This is a genomic window from Candidatus Methylomirabilota bacterium (genome assembly GCA_036002485.1).
Lineage (GTDB): Bacteria > Methylomirabilota > Methylomirabilia > Rokubacteriales > CSP1-6 > AR37.
This window is the reverse complement of the sequence record DASYTI010000192.1, coordinates 1-15,690: the sequence shown is the minus strand read 5'-3', so window position 1 is coordinate 15,690 and position 15,690 is coordinate 1. Positions and strand designations below refer to the sequence as shown.

Annotated in this window: 15 protein-coding genes and 1 pseudogene; 6 read left to right on the top strand and 10 right to left on the bottom strand. The window is 67.5% G+C overall.

The features are described from left to right. The 6 genes from VGT00_17455 to VGT00_17430 form a co-directional block, all read right to left on the bottom strand. Positions 1–1,782: OPT family oligopeptide transporter (locus tag VGT00_17455; protein ID HEV8533214.1), on the bottom strand; the 1,782-nt coding region annotated here is incomplete at its 3' end. Positions 1,783–1,819: 37 nt separating this feature from the next. After that, positions 1,820–2,593, bottom strand: a complete 774-nt coding sequence (locus VGT00_17450; protein HEV8533213.1) for a methyltransferase domain-containing protein — start codon at positions 2,591–2,593, stop codon at positions 1,820–1,822. A 12-nt stretch (positions 2,594–2,605) separates the two neighbouring features. Continuing rightward, positions 2,606–3,466 carry a carbohydrate ABC transporter permease gene (locus tag VGT00_17445; GenBank protein ID HEV8533212.1) on the bottom strand — a complete coding sequence of 287 codons (861 nt, stop codon included), beginning with the start codon at positions 3,464–3,466 and terminating at the stop codon, positions 2,606–2,608. Beyond that, the gene (locus VGT00_17440; GenBank protein ID HEV8533211.1) at positions 3,463–4,395 is read right to left on the bottom strand and encodes a sugar ABC transporter permease; all 933 of its coding nucleotides are present in this window, start codon (positions 4,393–4,395) and stop codon (positions 3,463–3,465) included. The genes VGT00_17445 and VGT00_17440 overlap by 4 nt, the downstream gene beginning before the upstream one ends. Positions 4,396–4,397: 2 nt before the next feature. Beyond that, positions 4,398–5,702: a sugar ABC transporter substrate-binding protein gene (locus VGT00_17435; GenBank protein HEV8533210.1), complete on the bottom strand. Its 1,305-nt coding sequence runs from the start codon at positions 5,700–5,702 to the stop codon at positions 4,398–4,400. Between the two features lie 152 nt (positions 5,703–5,854). Then, a complete protein-coding gene (locus VGT00_17430; protein HEV8533209.1) occupies positions 5,855–6,643 on the bottom strand; it encodes a PIG-L deacetylase family protein in 789 nt (262 codons plus the stop codon). 186 nt (positions 6,644–6,829) lie between these two features. Between VGT00_17430 and egtD the strand changes: the two genes are divergently transcribed. The 4 genes and pseudogenes from egtD (at position 6,830) to VGT00_17410 (ending at position 9,163) form a co-directional block, all read left to right on the top strand. Then, positions 6,830–7,804 carry an L-histidine N(alpha)-methyltransferase gene (egtD, locus tag VGT00_17425; GenBank protein ID HEV8533208.1) on the top strand — a complete coding sequence of 325 codons (975 nt, stop codon included), beginning with the start codon at positions 6,830–6,832 and terminating at the stop codon, positions 7,802–7,804. A gap of 23 nt (positions 7,805–7,827) precedes the next feature. Beyond that, positions 7,828–7,962, top strand: coding sequence for a redoxin domain-containing protein (locus VGT00_17420; protein ID HEV8533207.1), 135 nt, complete (start codon positions 7,828–7,830; stop codon positions 7,960–7,962). A 12-nt stretch (positions 7,963–7,974) separates the two neighbouring features. Beyond that, a pseudogene (locus VGT00_17415) lies at positions 7,975–8,364 on the top strand (redoxin domain-containing protein). Next, positions 8,351–9,163, top strand: a complete 813-nt coding sequence (locus VGT00_17410) for a hypothetical protein (GenBank protein HEV8533206.1) — start codon at positions 8,351–8,353, stop codon at positions 9,161–9,163. Before VGT00_17415 ends, VGT00_17410 begins: the two are co-directional and overlap by 14 nt. A gap of 72 nt (positions 9,164–9,235) precedes the next feature. Here VGT00_17410 and VGT00_17405 read toward each other — a convergent pair whose 3' ends face one another. The 3 genes from VGT00_17405 to VGT00_17395 all read right to left on the bottom strand — a co-directional run bounded on the left by VGT00_17405 (position 9,236) and on the right by VGT00_17395 (position 12,639). Next, on the bottom strand, positions 9,236–10,726 hold the full coding sequence (locus VGT00_17405; GenBank protein ID HEV8533205.1) for a glycine betaine ABC transporter substrate-binding protein: 1,491 nt from the start codon (positions 10,724–10,726) through the stop codon (positions 9,236–9,238). Positions 10,727–10,855: 129 nt separating this feature from the next. Next, complete coding sequence (locus VGT00_17400; GenBank protein ID HEV8533204.1) at positions 10,856–11,602, bottom strand: ATP-binding cassette domain-containing protein; 747 nt, start codon at positions 11,600–11,602, stop codon at positions 10,856–10,858. Further along, positions 11,599–12,639, bottom strand: coding sequence for a Gfo/Idh/MocA family oxidoreductase (locus VGT00_17395; GenBank protein ID HEV8533203.1), 1,041 nt, complete (start codon positions 12,637–12,639; stop codon positions 11,599–11,601). Before VGT00_17395 ends, VGT00_17400 begins: the two co-directional genes overlap by 4 nt. A gap of 213 nt (positions 12,640–12,852) precedes the next feature. On the opposite strand from VGT00_17395, the gene VGT00_17390 reads away from it, so the two are divergent. Both VGT00_17390 and VGT00_17385 read left to right on the top strand, forming a co-directional pair. Further along, positions 12,853–13,824: a CPBP family intramembrane glutamic endopeptidase gene (locus VGT00_17390; protein ID HEV8533202.1), complete on the top strand. Its 972-nt coding sequence runs from the start codon at positions 12,853–12,855 to the stop codon at positions 13,822–13,824. A 161-nt stretch (positions 13,825–13,985) separates the two neighbouring features. After that, entirely contained in the window at positions 13,986–15,050 is a 1,065-nt protein-coding gene (locus VGT00_17385) for a hypothetical protein (GenBank protein ID HEV8533201.1), read from the top strand. Here VGT00_17385 and VGT00_17380 read toward each other — a convergent pair. Then, positions 15,029–15,690: amidohydrolase family protein (locus VGT00_17380; GenBank protein HEV8533200.1), on the bottom strand; the 662-nt coding region annotated here is incomplete at its 5' end. The genes VGT00_17385 and VGT00_17380 overlap by 22 nt on opposite strands.

Genomic DNA, 15,690 nt, shown 5'->3' with positions numbered 1-15,690 from the left:
CTGCACCCACCATCCGAGGGCGGCCCCGATGAAGAAGAGCAGGCCGTAGTACCAGTGAAAGGTCCAGGCGAGACCCAGGCCGGCGGGAGACGGGATGAGATGCTCCCGTGCCGGAAAGATCCTCGGGAGCAGGGTGAGGACTATGCCGACGAGCCCGCCGATCACGATGCTCCAGATCTTCACCGGCCCGAGGGCGGCAATGCCCTCCGAGAGCGCGATGGCAACAGCGCGCCAGGTTTGCGCCGCGGGCGCGGGAAACTGGTCGGAGCCGAGCACGCTCGCGTCCGGGACGAGCAGCCGGAACGACAGCACGCTGACCAGGGTACCCACGAAGATGCCGGCGAACTGGGCGATGAACTGCTTCCGGGGATGCGCGCCGAGGAGATAGCCGCTCTTGAGATCGGTGAGGAGATCGGCGCTGCTGCCCGCGGCGGCCGCGGTGATATTGGCCGACATCAGGTTGACGTTCACGTTGCCCGGGCTCAGGGCGCCGAAGATGAGCTGCGTGATCTTCCCCATGGCGCCGACCGGCGTGGTATCGGTCTCGCCCGTGACACGGCAGGCGACCAGGGCCAACGCGAAGGAGAGCAGCACCGCCACCGCCGTCTGCCAGTACGGCATGCCGAAAGTCTGGTGGCCGAGCCAGGCGAGCCCGAGGAAACCCACGACCTGGCCCGAGACGAACCACGAGGCGGGCGTCTCGATGGCGGCGAGCGGGTCGTGGGCCGCCTTCGCTCCACCACCGAACATGGCCCGCAGGTCGGTGAAGGCGCGCAGCGCGGTTCGCCATTGCAGGGCGAAGGAGAGCAGGCTCGAGCTGACCATGCAGGCCACGCCGCCCCAGAGCGTCCATTGCACGATGGCGGCATAGCCCGAGCCCTCGATGATTCCGTAGTGCTGCAAGACGGGCGCGAAGATCATCCACGCCGTCACGCTGCCGAGCAGCATGCTCCAGGACACGCGCAATCCCGTGATGGCCCCAGCAGCGATGAACATGGGCTCCCAGGAAAGCATCACGGTTCGCCCCATCCAAGCAGGCCCGAACACCCGCCGGTTCAGCGCGGCGACCCAGGTCGTGATCATGAACGGAGCGAGCTTGCCGCTCACGAGCACGAGGCCCTCGGCCCAGAACTTGCTCAGGATAGCCAGGGCGCCCGCCCAGCCCAGGGCGCGGGCCGAGCGCATGCCCGTGTCGCCCACGGAGTGGAGGGCGCGGAGCGTCTCGGCCGCCGCGATGCCGCTGGGGAAGCGGAGCTGCTCGAGATTGATCATCTGGCGCTTCATGGGCACGGCCATGGTCACCCCGAGGACGGAGAGGAAGAACACCCACGCGATCATCGTGGGCACCGACAGCGTGCTGTCGTTGAGCAGCATGTAGGCGGCGAAGGCGGAGATCAGGGTGCCGCCCGTCGAATAGCCCGCCGAGCTGGCGGTGGACTGCATGCAGTTGTTCTCGAGAATGGTCATGGGCGTGCGCGCCAGGCCCATCCGATAGAGCGAGGTCCAGATCGCGTACGAGAGAATGCACGCGGTGATGGCCACCCCGAAGCCCCAGCCCGCCTTGAGCCCGATGTAGAGATTGGTGAGCGAGAGCAGCCCGCCCAGGACCGAACCCATGACGACCGCGCGCCAGGTGAGCTGGAGCATGCTGTCCCCGCGCCCGCGATAGACCTGCTCGTACCACTGGCGCTCGATGTCTTCCGGCGTGCCCTTGAATCCCTGGACGGGCAGGGCGGGAAGGTCGTGGACGGCCGGTGCGGTCAGAGAACTCTCAGGGGGCATGGCCGTTCCCGGCGCAGATCGATCGAGCTACCCGGAATCAGTCCGGGCGGGCTCTGGCCACGATGAAAAGTCGCCGGAAGGGAAAGAGCGTGCGGCCATCCGGGCGGCGCGGGTAGGCGCGCGCGACCAGGTCGGCGTAGTGGGCCTCGAAGCGGCTTCGCTCGGGCTCCTCGAGCGCGGCGAGGAGCGGCCTGAGCCACGTGCCCTTGGTCCACTCCTTGACGGGATTGTCGCCTTCCATCACCTGGAGATACTCGGTCTCCCACATGTCGAGGGTCGCTGCGTGCGGGGCGAGCAGACCGTAGTAGAAGGCCGGCTCGGCCACCGGCGCGGGGCGGAGCAAGGGCTCGAGCTTGGCGCGCCACGGCCCGCTCTGGGCCGCCTCGCTGATGGAGGTGTGCGAGACCGCTGAGAAATTGCGGGGGAGCTGAACGGCAAGCACGCCGCCGGGCGCCACCGAGGAAAACAGGGCGGGAAAGAGCCGCTCATGGCCATCCAGCCAGTGAAGAGCGGCATTCGAATAGATGATATCGGCCGGCCTCGGCGGGCGCCACGAGGCCAGGTCCGCGCGCTCCCACGTGATCTCCGGCGCGACGGCCGCGGCCTTGTCCAGCATCTCCTGGGAATCGTCCACGCCGGTGACGCGCGCGCCCGGCCACCGCTCTTTCAGCATCCGCGTCACATTGCCCGCGCCGGCGCCCAGGTCGACGATGTCGGCCGGATCGTCGACGTCGATCCGGTTCAGGAGATCGATGGCGGGCCGCAGGCGCTGATCGGCGAACTTCAAATACTGCGCGGGATCCCAGGCCATGCGCGCGCTCCCTCAGCCCTTGACGGCCCCGGCCGAGAGTCCCTGGATGAGATGCCGCTGCAGATACGTGAACAGGATGGCCACGGGCACCGTGCTGATGATGACCCCCGCCGAGAGCTGGCCCCACTGGATCTCGTACTGGCCGACCATGAAGAGCAGGCCGGCCGAGAGCGTGCGCATCTCCGTCTGCGAGGTGAAGGTGATGGCGAAGAGCAGCTCGCTCCACGAGGCCACGAAGGCGAAGATAGCGGTGGCGGCCACGCCCGGAGCGGCCAGGGGCAGGACGACCCGGCACAGCGCGCCGAAGCGGTTGCAGCCGTCGAGCATGGCGCTCTCCTCGAGCTCGAGGGGAATGGACTCGAAGTACCCGACGAGCATCCACACGGTGAACGGCACCGTGAAGGAGAAGTTCGAGTAGATCAGGGCCTGATAGGTGTCGATGAGGCCGAGGGCATACCACTGCGAGAGGAGGGGGGCGATGAGGAGGACGGCCGGGAACATCTGGGTGGCCAGAAAGATGAGCAGGAAGGTCTGACGGCCCGCGAACCGGAAGCGGGCCAGGGCGTAGCCGGCCAGGATGGACACCAGCGTGGTCGCCACCATGGTCACCGACGAGACCCACAAGCTATTCGCGAAAAAGCGGCTGAAGGGCGTGAGCTTGGACGTCCACGCCTCGACGTAGTTCGCCACGCTCAGCGAGGCGGGCAAGTAGACGATGGGCGTCGCGTAGAGCTCGGCCCGGGTCTTGAACGAGGCGAGGAAGACCCACACGAAGGGCAGCATGGCGAAGAGCGTGAGGGCGGCCAGGCCCAGCCAGAGCACGGGACCGCCCAGCACACGCTCGGCGAGGTCGCGTCTCGGGGACCGCCTCATGTCGTGCTCTCCAGTCCGCGGGTGATCCGCAGGTAGAAGATCGTGAAGCCGAGCATGATGAGCAGGAGGACGACGGAGAGCGTCGCGGCATAGCCGAAGTCGAGGTTCGAGTAGGCCTGCATCAGCGTGTAGGTGGAGGTGATCTGGGTAGCATTGGCCGGACCGCCGCTCGTCATGACGAAGATGAGGTCCGCGTAGTTGAAGGTCCACACGATGCGCGTGGCCGTGGCCACCACGATGATGGGACGCAGCATGGGCACCGTGATGTGCCAGAACCGCTGCGTCACGGAGGCGCCGTCCACGCGCGCCGCCTCGTAGAGCTCGGTGGGGATGGCCTGAAGCCCGGCCAGCAGCATGATGGCGAAGAAAGGAACGCCCCGCCAGATATTGGTGAGGATCACCGCGGGCATGGCCAGGACCGGGCTCGAGAGCCAGGCCACTCGCTCCGTCATCACCCCCATCCGGCTCAGGACGTCGTTCAGCAGCCCGTAGTTCGGCTGATAGATGAATTCCCAGATGAGCGCCACCACCACGCCGGGAATGATCCACGGCAGCAAGGTGAGGGTGCGAACGAGGGACCGGCCGCGAAAAGCCTGGTGAAGCAGAAGGGCGGCCGCGAAGCCGCCCAGGAACTGGAAGGTCACCGACCCGAAGACCCACAGGAAGGAGTTCCAGAGGCTCAGCCAGAAGACGTCGTCGTGGAGAAGGCGCGCGTAGTTGGCCAGTCCCACGAAGCCGTACTCCTGCGGCTTGATGAGCACGTGGTTGTAGAGGCTCATCTGCATCGCCTTGAGGATGGGGAAGAGCACCGTGCCTCCAAGGGCGATGGCCACGGGCAGCAGATACAGATAGCCGGTGAGGAGCTCCCGGGCGCGGCGCGAGAGCAGCGGCCGCGCCACGGGAGCCGCGAGGGTCGCTTCGCGAGCCATGCCTACGTCATGTTCTTCGTGAGGACCTCGGCGAACTTGTCGAGGAACTCCTTGGCGGAGAGCTTACCCACCAGGGCCTGCTGGAAGAGGGGCACGCCCTCCGAGTCGATCTTGCCGCCCCAGCCCGCATAGGCGAGATAAGGACTGACCATGGAGAAGGGAAAGGACTTGAGGAAACCCTGGTAGGCAGGATCGGCGGTGAACTCCGGGCGCTCGGAGAGGCTCTTTCGCGAGGGCAGCAGGCCCAGCCCCTTCGTGTACATGAGGTTGGGCTCGTCCTCCATGAGCCAGGACATGAAGCGCCAGGCGCCGTCGCGGCTCTTCCCCTTGTTGAACGCGGTGAGCGTCTCCGAGAAGTAGAAGGACGCGCGCTTCTTGGCAGGGCCGAGCGGCAGGGGCACCGTCGAGAAGTTCTTCTCGCCCACGAAGCCCTTCTGCTCCTCCGCGGAGCCGGAGTTGTGGATATAGGTATTGGTGACGCCGCGACCGAAACCCTCCACGATGCCCCGCCAGCCGTCGGTGGGCACGGACGGCGGACAGACCTTGTGCTTGCGGAAGAGATCCAGGTACCAGTCGAGGGCCTCCGCCGCCTCCTTGGAGTTGATGGCGACCTTGCCGTCCTTCAGCACCTGGGCGCCGTTGGCATACATGAACTCCGTGGCGTAGAGCACGGCCCAGGTCCCCTGCCCGCGCATGCCGAATCCGTACTGGTTCTTGTCCGGCTTGGTGAAGCCCTTGGCGGTGACGAGGAAGTCGTCGAAGGTCCAGTCGTCCTTGGGCGCCTTGATCCCGTATTCCTTCAGCCGGTCCGTCCGGTAGTAGACCCCGTCATTGGTGACGACCCAGGGCAAGGAGGCGATCTTGCCGTGGACGGTGACGGTCTGCCAGGCGATGGGCAAGACGTCTTTAAAATGCTTCCACTCCTTGGCCTTGGCGGTGAGATCCTCCACTGCGCCCATGCCCTCGAACTCGCCCACCCAGTTGTCCCAGACCTGGCAGCAATCGGGCGGACTGCCGGCGGCGATGGAGGTGATGAGCTTTTGCCGGGCCTGCGCCTGCGGCACGAACTCCAGCTTCACCTCGAAATCCTTCTGCGCCTGGTTGAAGCGCTGGACCAGTGACTCCACGAGCACATTGCGCTTGGGCTCGGGCACGCTGAACTGGAAGCGGACGGGAGCGGCGCCCCAGGCTCGGCGCGGTCGGATCAGCGGCTCTTCCCACCAGGCGAGGTCCGCCGCCGCGAGGGCGCTGGTGGCGGCCATGGTCTTCAGAAGCTGTCGGCGAGAAAGGATGCGTCGCTCGTCCATGCGTTTCTCCTCCTTGAGAATTTCCATAGTCCCTCCGGGGACAGTTCGAGGCGTTATCTTAGCTCAACTCGCCTGCGCACCAGACTTGCGTCAATGAATCCCTCTCCCCCATCGGGGGAGAGGGCAGGGTGAGGGGGCGAGTTCACAGCTGCTTACGGCCCCTCGAGCACCATGAGCCGGTAGGCCTCGGCCGCGGCCAGGCCGCGGGACTTGCCCTGCTCGCGGGCCCAGGCGGTGATCATGTCGGCGGGATCCCACGTGCCCATCTGGCTCTTGTGCTCGCGCAGCGCCGCCAGCTTCGCGTCAAGCGTGGACGAGATGTCGACGAAGGCGTCGGGCCGCGGGGCGCCATGGATGAAGACGCGCTTGACGTGGTGAGGCTCGAGCCCCTCGGCGAGGAGCTCGGGGAAGATGAGCCGGGTCTCCGCCGAGGGAAAGACGGCGTCCAGCGTGACGTCCGCCGCTGCCCGGTGGTCCGGGTGATTCATGTAGCCCTTGCCGTAGAAGCGCACCGTCGGATCCCCGCACAACACCGCGTCGGGGCGATACCGGCGGACGATGCGCGTGAGGTCCCGGCGCAGGGCGATCGAGGGCTCGAGCACGCCGTCTTCATAGCCGAGAAAGACAACCTCGCTGATGCCCAGCGCCTGGCAGGCTCGCCGCTGCTCCTCTTCGCGGATCGGGACCAGCGCTTCCCGGGTCATGTCCGGCGGCGTCGACTGATTGGAGCCGGCGCCGCCGCTCGTGATGCAGACGGTGATGATGCGGCTGCCCGAACGCGCCCACTTGGCGAGCGTTCCTCCCACGGTGAACTCCTGGTCATCGGGATGCGCGTGGATGCTCATCGCGCAGGCCGGCGCCGCGGGCTCGACCGCGGTCTTGCGCCGGCGCGCGCCGCGCTCGGGAATGCCTGGAGTCGTCGAAGGCGTCTCGTCAGCCATTGGCGAGGCGCTCACCTATGGTTGCGGTCATGCCCGGAAGTGTACGTCGAGACGGGCCGCGCTGCGACTCGAAGTGCCCCGGCCCGTTTCGGGATCGCCACTTCCGCTTGATCGTCGGCCCCAGTCAGACTACCCTCGGAGTCCTGTGGCCGGGGGCGCCGATGCCCCCGCCGCGGGCTGATGACCATGCGCTATCGCGCGTACGCGTACACGGACGAGGCCGACCGGAGTCGGACGCTCGCGGAAGACGTGCGCCGCGGGCTCACGGCGAGCCCGAAGAGCCTTCCCCCGAAATATTTCTACGACGCCATCGGGGCCAGGCTCTTCGAGGACATCACCAGGCTGCCCGAGTACTACCTGACGCGCACCGAGGCAGCGATCCTCGAGAAGCTCGCGCCCGGGCTCATGGGCGAGCTGGCGCCGCGAGACATCGTGGAGCTCGGGCCGGGCTCGGCGGCGAAGACTCGCCGGCTCCTCGATGCCAGGAATGGGCTCGAAGGAACCGTCCGCTATGTTCCCGTCGACGTCGACGAGCCGACCGTCCAGGCTTCCGCCGCGCGGCTCATCGCCGACTATCCTTTCCTCCACGTGAGCGCCCTCGTGGGCGATTTCGAGCTACACCTCTCTCATGTGCCGCCTCCGGTGGGCCGCCGACTCGTGCTCTTTCTCGGCAGCACGATTGGCAATCTCGAGCCTTCTTCCCGGCGGCACTTTCTCCTCCAGGTTTGCGCTCTCCTTCAGGCGAAGGAGGACCGATTCCTCCTCGGCCTCGATTTGGTCAAGGACGTCAAGGTGCTCGAAGCCGCCTACAACGACGCGAGCGGCGTCACCGCGGAATTCAACCGGAACATTCTCGAGGTCGTCAACCGCGGGGTGGAGGCTGACTTCCATCCCGGGGCCTTCCGGCACCTCGCCTTCTACAACGAGGGCGAGGCCCGCATCGAGATGCACCTCGTCCCGGACTCGACTCAGGAGGTGAATCTTCGCCGCCTGGGTCTGAGGATCCGTGTATCGCCGGAAGAGACCATCTGGACCGAGAACTCCTACAAGTTCACCCGGGCCTCGGCGGAGACCATGCTCGAGGAGGCCGGGCTCCGGCTCGAGGGCTGGCACGTCGACCCCGACCGCTACTTCGCCCTCGCGGTCGCCGCCCCCGCCTAGGAATCGAAAACGAGGAGGATACCGTGCATCCACAACTCATCGTCGGGAAGCGGTTCCCGGATCTCGAGCTGCCTGATCACCGAGGCGAGACGGTGCGCCTCTCCAAGCTGGCGGGAGAGTATCCCCTCATCGTGAGCTTCTATCGCGGCTACTGGTGACCGAAGTGCGCGTGCCAGTTACGGCACCTCACGGAGCTCCAGGACGAGCTGGCCGTCAACTACTGCAAGCTCGCGGTCATCTCCACCGACCCGCCGGAGGTCTCGGCGGCATTCCGCACCGGCCTCGGCGCCACCTTCACCTTCCTGAGCGATCATGAGCGTCGCGCCATCTCCGAGCTCGACATCGTCGAGGTGACCCCGCCCGGATTCCGTCACGGTCTCCTTGCGGTGCCGTACACCTTCTCGCTCTTGCCCGACTTCACGATTCATCGGATCTACAACGGCTGGTGGTTCGTGGGCCGGCCGACGAACGAGGAGCTGCGCCAGGATCTGCGCGCGATCATGGAGCGCTGCCGGACCGACTACGTGTACCGAGGGCCGGTCCAGGATGCCGCCGGCTGAGACCACCCGCGGCGAAGGCGATCCCGCCCACGATGCCTATGGGCAGCCCACGCCGCGACTGCTCTACGTCCACGATGACCTGACCGACGAAGTCGAGAAGCGCCTCGGTCCGGCCTCCCCCGCCACCGCGCTCACCCGCTCCCTCTTCGAGCTTCTCGGCAGAGACCATGAGCGGGTGGTCATTCTCACGCTGAAAGACCAGCTCGAGCGCGTCATCGCCCAAGGGGGCCACGCGCCCTTCGATCTCGCCCTGGGCATCGCCCCGGCCGGGGAGCGTGTGGCCCACGCGCTGCACGCCAAGACGGGCTGGTTCCCGCGCGTGCGGCGCCTCGGGCTCACGCGAGAGGAAGACGGGCAGGGCGGCTATCGTCTCGTCAGCACGGTGCCCGCCTCGCTGACCGACCAGCTCCACGGACTCGAGCCGTGCCATTCCCTCGCCGTGGTCGACGACACCATTTTTTCCGGTCTCACGATGCGAAGCGTCCTCGAAGCCCTGCCTCCCGCGCTCCTTTCCCGCACCAGGGCTTTCTGCCTCCGCGGCGTCTCCGACTCCGTGGCCGCCGTCGCGAAGCTCTGTCCGGTGACGGTAGGCGTGGCCGCGTCGGGACGAATGCTGGAGGACGTGAGCTTCATCAATGCCACTGGTCTCGTGCTCCGAGTGAGCATCCGACGCCGTGGCCGGTCCCCGCTCGCCTTCTTCGAGCGCCCCGAGTGGATCCGCGCGTGGTTCCCGGGCCGTGACGGTGAAGTCGTCGCGCTCTGCCGCCGCCTCAACGCGCTGCTCGAGCCCGGGAGCTAGTCCGGACTATTCGCGAACAGCCTACCCCCTCACCCTGCCCTCTCCCCCAATGGAGGAGAGGGATCTGAATGGTTAGCGGCGGAGGCCCCGCGGGACGGCGAGCCGGTCCAGAAGCTCGAAGGCGACGTGAAAGGCCACTGCCATCGCGGCGGCCGGCCCCGCTCCGGCCAGGATGGTCGCCGTGTCGTCCAGCGCGAGCCCGCGCACGATCAGCGTCCCGTAGCCGCCCCCGCCGATGAACGCGGCGAGGGTGGCCGTGCCCACCGTCATGACGGCGGCCGTCTTGATGCCCGACATGATGCTGATCGAGGCGAGGGGGAGCTCGATGCGGACGAGGCGCTTCAGCCGTCCGAGCCCGAGCACGAAGGCGATGTCCAGAAGATTCCCGTCGATGCCCATGAGCCCCGCGTACGTGCTGCGCACCACGGGGAGGAGCGCATACAGGGACAGGGCGACGAGAGCCGGACCCTTCCCGATGCCGAAGAGCGGAATCATGAAGACGAGGAGGGCGAGGGCGGGCACCGTCTGCAGCATGCCGATGGTGCCAAGCTCGACCTGACCGGTGCGCCGGAACCTGGCCGCGACGATGCCCAGCGGTATGCCGAGCACGATGGCGGCGGCCAGGGAGATCAGGACGAGGACCAGATGATCGAGGGTGAGGGTGTAGAGCTCCGCCACGATGCCCGCCCGGCGCGGCGAGTCCGGTCGCGTGCCACCAAGAAAGGTCGCGGCGACCTCGGCCACGCTCTTGCCGTCCAGGTCGGCCATGGCGTTGAGCTTGGCCATGCGCGCGTCGTCGAGCGATCCCTCGAGGACCTCGCGGAGTCGCGCCCACGTGCGCGGGTACCGCTCGGCCATGTCCCGGCGCGCCAGGAGAACCGCCGAGTAGTCTGGGAAGAAGCGCCGATCGTCCTGGAGGATGCGCAGGCGCAGCCGCTCGAGCTGCCCGTCCGTCGAGAAGACGTCCATGACATCCACCTCGCCGCTGGCCATCGCGCGGTAGGTCAGAGCATGCTCCATCACCCGGACCTTGGCCAGCGACAGACCATAGTGGCGCGTGAGTCCGGGCCAGCCGTCCTCGCGCTCGAGAAAGCCCGAGCTGAAGGCCGCGGACAGCTCCGGATGCCGCGCGAGATCGCCGATGCTCCGGAGCCCGAGGCGCTCCGCGGTGTCGGCACGGACGGCGAGCGCGTACGTATTGTTGAAGCCGAGGGGATCGCTGATGGTTAGCCCCGCGGCCCGAAGGCGCGCGCGGATGGCCTCGGGCGTGCGAAGCGCCGGGTCCTTCAGGATGATGCGGCCCAGGGTGCCCGTGTACTCGGGGTAGAGGTCGATGGCCTCCGAGGCGATGGCCCGATACGTGATGCCGGTGCCGCCGAGTCCGGGCCGTCGGTCGACCCGGGCCTCGCCGACCCGCTCGATCACCTGGGCGGCGATCTCCGCGAGGATATAGCTCTCGGTGAAGGACTTCGAGCCCACGCGGATGATTCCGTCCGGCGCCGCGCTCGCCGCAGGTCCGTTGAGCAGCAACATGGCGATCGCCGCGCCTATGAGCATCCGCATGTCCTAGCCCACACTATTCATGAATGGATCTTGCAGTGCATGACCCCCTCACCTTCTCAGCCCTCGCCTCGAGCGGCGAGGCGAGGGCTGAGTTGATCAGGGAGAACACGCGCTCACCCATAGTCCGGGCTAGCCGCCTCCCGGAGCGGCGGCGCTCAGCGTCTGGGCCGTGAGGAACTGGGTCACGAACGGCGTGGCGGGCCGCTCGACGAGGTCGGCGAAGGCGCCCTGCTGGACTATCCTTCCCGCCGTCATGAGGGTGATGGTGCTGCCGAGGAGGGCCGCCTCACGGATATCGTGGGTCACCAGCACCACGGTCTTGCCAAGAGTGGCGAAGAGGCGACCGAGCTGGCCTTGCAGCTCGGCCCGAACAATCGGGTCGAGCGCTCCCAGCGGCTCATCGAGGAGGAGCACCGGTGGATCCAGCACGAGCGCGCGCATGAGTCCCACGCGCTGGCGCTGTCCCCCGCTGAGCTCGCGCGGATAGAGCCGCAAGCTCTCCTCGTCGAGCCCCACCATGGTCCCCAGCTCGGCCACGCGCGCACGGGCTCGCGCGGTGTCCCAGCCATGCGCCTCGGTGGGGAGCGTCACGTTCTGGTGGGCGGTCAGATGCGGATAGAGCCCGCCGTCTTGCACGACGTAGCCCATGCGTCTCACGAGCTCCGCCCGGGTCGAGGGAGTGACAGGCGTCCCGTCAACCATCGCCTCGCCCGCATCCGGCTCGACGAGACCGAGGATGACCCGCAGCACCGTGGACTTTCCCGATCCGCTGGAGCCCAGGAGGACGTGGGTGGCGGCGGGCCGCACATCGATCGACACGCCGTCCAGGGCAACGCGATCGCCGAAGCGCTTGGTCACCGACCGCAGCGTGATCATTCCAGGGCCGCCGTGTCAGGAAGGGCGTCGCGAAGTCGCTCGAGAATCCTCTCTTGAGTCTCGGGAATGGGAAGATCGACGCGACGGCGCTCGAGGCTCGACAGGGCCAGGCCCATCAGGATCTCCAGACCCTGATAGCTCGTCTCGAGATTCGAGGGATGCACCAACCACGGATCATCGAGCCAGTCGGCGAGGAGCCGCAGGTGCTCCGGCTCGCCCGGCGTGGCATCGGCCGGCCCGGATTCGACCCGGCCCGCGGACCATCGCGTCACCGCCTCCCAGCCGCGCCCCAGCACCACGCCCGCGTGGCCCTCGGTGCCCGAGACCGTCACGGCCACGTCCTCCCAGAACTCGGCGGCGCCCAGATGATGCGGGGCCAGGGAGCCGATCTCGAGCACGCCGCGGACGCCGTTCGCGAATTCGACGACTCCCGCCACGTGATCCGGACAGGGATGATCCTCGAGATAGGCCGCGCGCCCGTGGGCCTGGCCGAGCACCCACGTGGCCCGCGCGCCTCCTCCGAGCCAGAGCATGGCGTCGACGAGATGCGTGCCCACCCGCAGCATCGAGGGCCGGGCAGTGGCGTGGAAGGAACGGATGGCTCCGATGTCGCCGCCGTCCACGATCTGCTTGACCCGCCGCCAGTGGGCCGCGTGCTTGAGCTGGTGGCAGACCACGGCCTTCACGCCGTCCGCGCAGAGGGCGACAATGGATCGGGCTTCGGCGAGGGAGAGGGCAAGCGGCTTCTCAAAGGCGATGGCGCGGACCCCGTGCCGGATACCAAGCTCGACGAGCTCGAGCCGCACGGCGGGCGGAGTGGCGAAACAGAGCAGGTCGGGGCGCTCGGTGGCGAGCATGGCCTCCGCGTCGGAGTAGCCGCGGGCGATGCCGAGCTTGGCCGCGAGGGCGCCGAGGCGCTCGACGTCTCGATCGCAGAGGGCCACGAGGTCGAACCGATCCGGATTGGCGAGGAGGCCCAGGGCATGGCTCTGTCCGCGTCCCCCGCAGCCGACGAGCACGGCGCGGTACCGATGCATCCTGGCATTCTACTGCAGCCCTCGTCGCGGGCTCCCTCGGCTCTCACGGGTGCCGGATGATCAGATCGCGTAACGCCAGTGGCGAGCCCGAGGAGAACGGACTCCACCGGCGCGAGCTTATTGCCTGATAAGCTTGACAAGTTCCGACGCGTGGCCTACCTTCCTTGAGGGCTCATCGCGGACCATGTGGAGGAGAACGATATAAGTCTTCCGGTGTGCGGACGATGCCTTCAGCGCATTCCCAAGGGGAAGGAAGTGGAGCTTCTCCAGGAAGAGCGCGTGATGGAGGCGGGACGGGCGCAGGTCGGCGCTTCGGCATTCGTTCACCTGGATCCCGCGGACTGCAAGCAGGCCCGCATCTTCTGGCTGGTCTTGTTCGGGGCCATCTTCTTCCTGGCCGTCTGGGGCGAACGTACCGGCTCCGCGATCGTGAACCTGCCCGTAGGCATCCGCGCGACGGTCGATTACGTCGTCGTCTACACATTCGGGCTTGTCGCATCGGCGGCCCTCATCCGGTATGTGTGGAAATCCTCTCCCTGGGACACCGTGGTGTGGACGAGCATTCGCTGGAAGGGGATCCTGTCCGGGTTCGCGGTCACCCTGACGGCAACTTTCCTGGCCGCCGCCGCGGTGGAGAACGTGGTGCTGATCCTGCTCGGGACGCCGATCTACTCGCCCGCCGTGTGGCAGTCTCTGAGCTGGAATCGTGTCACCATCTCCGATCCGAGCTGGGTGGGGACGATCGTGGTGGCCGCGGCGGAGGAGCTCATCTTCCGCGGTCTCCTCTTCAACTATCTCCTGTACGGGAACAGTCGGTGGAGAGTGGCCCGCGCCACCCTGATCTCGTCCGTGATCTTCGCCTTCGCCCACAATCTGCGGGAGCCGCTGTCGTGGTTCACGATGGACAAGGCCCCGCTCCTCCTCGGGCTGACCCTGCTGGGCGTGCTGCTCGCCACCGCCTACATCAACACCGGCTCGCTCGCGTGCGCCGCGGGAATCCACACGGGGCTCGGCTGGATCGGCCTTCTCAATGGCCGGACGCATCTCGATGGGTTGTTGCGGGGGAGCTGGCTCATGGGAGCCGCCAAGGACCTCCGCACGGCTCCCGTGGTCTGGGCGCTCTTCATCGCCCTCATGATCGGCTGCCGGCTCGCGGGACGGAGGCTCCGCCGTCTGACCGAGTGATCGTTCCGCCTCGCGGCAAACTGCCCTGCCCCGCCTGATCACCCCGCCGTCGTGCGCGGCTCTCCCATGCTACACTCTCGGCTCTGGATCGGAGTCGGAGCGATGGAGGGGCCGATAGTGCGAGCAGGTCAACCGTCCTCAGCAGAGGGGTGGAGACCATCATGACCAATACCTCGGCGCGCTCGGATGTCTACGTGGGTGCGGCGGCCCCGAATTCGCAAGCTCGCGGAGGCATTTTCCGGCGGACGGTCGGCGAGGGCGGCTGGACGGCTCTCACCGAGGGCCTGCCCGAGGCCAGCCAGGTCCAAGCCATCACCGTGCACCCGACCAACCCGGACATCATCTACCTCGGGACGCGCAGCGGCCCCTACCGGAGCACGAACCGCGGCGAGCGGTGGGAGCGTCTCTCCTTCCCCGACGACGGCACCGAGGTCTGGTCGATCATGGTGCACCCGAAGAATCCGCGCATCCTCTATGCTGGCACCTCGCCCGTCGGCGTGTATCGGAGCGATGACGGCGGTGACAGCTGGCGGAAACTCCCGAAGGCCACCCAGCCCGAGCGCGTGAAGATGAAGTCCTTCGTGTGCCGCGTGATGCGTCTGGCCGCCGATCCCGCTCGTCCCGACGAGGTCTACGCGGCCCTGGAGGTCGGGGGCGTCATGCGGAGCCTGGACGCCGGCGAGAGCTGGGAGGACTGCACCTCGGACCTGCTCAAGCTCGCCGAGCGGCCCGAGCTCAAGAGCAAGATCGACAGCGACACGGAGATCGAAGGCATGCTGGACGGCCACGCCCTCTGCGTGAGCGCGGCCCGTCCCGGCACGGTGACCCTGGCTGTGCGGATGGGTCTCTTCCAGAGCAGCGACCGCGGCTCGAGCTGGAAGAGCATGGAGATCGGACGCTTCTCGCCGCTGACCTACGGCCGCGACGTCGTGGTGTCGCCGCACGATCCGAACGAGCTCTTCGCGTGCCTGAGCCCGGCCGCGCGCAGCAAGGACGGCTCGCTCTATCGCAGCCAGGACCTGGGGCAGAGCTGGACGCGCTTCGATCACGGCATCAAGGCGGGGAGCACCATGATGGCGGTGGGCCTGCACCCGCGCGATCGCGACCAGGTCTACTGCGTCAGCCGCCAGGGCCAGGTGTTCGGGACCCAGGACGGCGGGCGCACCTGGTCAGAAGACCAGCTGCCCGCGGGCGTCCAGGACGCCTACGCGGTCGCCTGCGCCTGACCGACTTTCCGGGCGGGCCCGATGCTCTCCGCGCGGAGGCCGTAGAGCTTCATCACGTTTTCGGACGTGATCTTCCGCCGCACGCGCTCTGACACCATGCCGAGGTTCGCCTCGATGTGCCGCCGCGACTCCGGCCAGATGCAGTCGGGGTGCGGATAGTCGGCGCCCCAGATGATGTTGTCCTCGCCCACGAGCGGGATGATCGGCTCCATGAACTGATCCTGCTGGTACGTGGTGTAGCCCTGGCGCCGGAAGTAGTCGCTGGGCTTCATGGAGAAGCCGAGGTTGCGCGCCCGGTCGTTGTACTCCGTGTCCAGCCGGTCGAGGACATAGGGGATCCACGTCACGCCCGACTCGCCCAGGATGAACCTGAAGTCCGGATACTTCTCGCAGGCGCCCGAGGCGATCAGGGACACCAGCACCTCCATCCCATCGAGCTGGAAGAGCGACGAGCGCACGAGCCGCCACTGCAGCGAGTATTCCTGCTCCATCTTGGGCGTATCCGGCGTGCGCAGCCCCTTGAAGCCCGTCGAGTGGAAGGAGATGGGAAAGTGGCACTCGGCCGCCGCTTCCCACAGCGGATACCAGTCGTGAGTGTAGAGCGGCACGCTCATCCGCTTGAAGGCCAGGTCCCCGCCCT

Excerpts from the sequence above, each read along its gene's own strand:
- VGT00_17440 (HEV8533211.1), bottom strand. The coding sequence starts at position 4,395 with ATGGCTCGCGAAGCGACCCTCGCGGCTCCCGTGGCGCGGCCGCTGCTC.
- VGT00_17435 (HEV8533210.1), bottom strand. The coding sequence starts at position 5,702 with ATGGACGAGCGACGCATCCTTTCTCGCCGACAGCTTCTGAAGACCATG.
- VGT00_17400 (HEV8533204.1), bottom strand. The coding sequence starts at position 11,602 with ATGATCACGCTGCGGTCGGTGACCAAGCGCTTCGGCGATCGCGTTGCC.
- VGT00_17445 (HEV8533212.1), bottom strand. The coding sequence starts at position 3,466 with ATGAGGCGGTCCCCGAGACGCGACCTCGCCGAGCGTGTGCTGGGCGGT.
- VGT00_17430 (HEV8533209.1), bottom strand. The coding sequence starts at position 6,643 with ATGGCTGACGAGACGCCTTCGACGACTCCAGGCATTCCCGAGCGCGGC.
- VGT00_17405 (HEV8533205.1), bottom strand. The coding sequence starts at position 10,726 with ATGCGGATGCTCATAGGCGCGGCGATCGCCATGTTGCTGCTCAACGGA.
- VGT00_17395 (HEV8533203.1), bottom strand. The coding sequence starts at position 12,639 with ATGCATCGGTACCGCGCCGTGCTCGTCGGCTGCGGGGGACGCGGACAG.
- VGT00_17410 (HEV8533206.1), top strand. The coding sequence starts at position 8,351 with ATGCCGCCGGCTGAGACCACCCGCGGCGAAGGCGATCCCGCCCACGAT.
- VGT00_17385 (HEV8533201.1), top strand. The coding sequence starts at position 13,986 with ATGACCAATACCTCGGCGCGCTCGGATGTCTACGTGGGTGCGGCGGCC.
- egtD (HEV8533208.1), top strand. The coding sequence starts at position 6,830 with ATGCGCTATCGCGCGTACGCGTACACGGACGAGGCCGACCGGAGTCGG.
- VGT00_17450 (HEV8533213.1), bottom strand. The coding sequence starts at position 2,593 with ATGGCCTGGGATCCCGCGCAGTATTTGAAGTTCGCCGATCAGCGCCTG.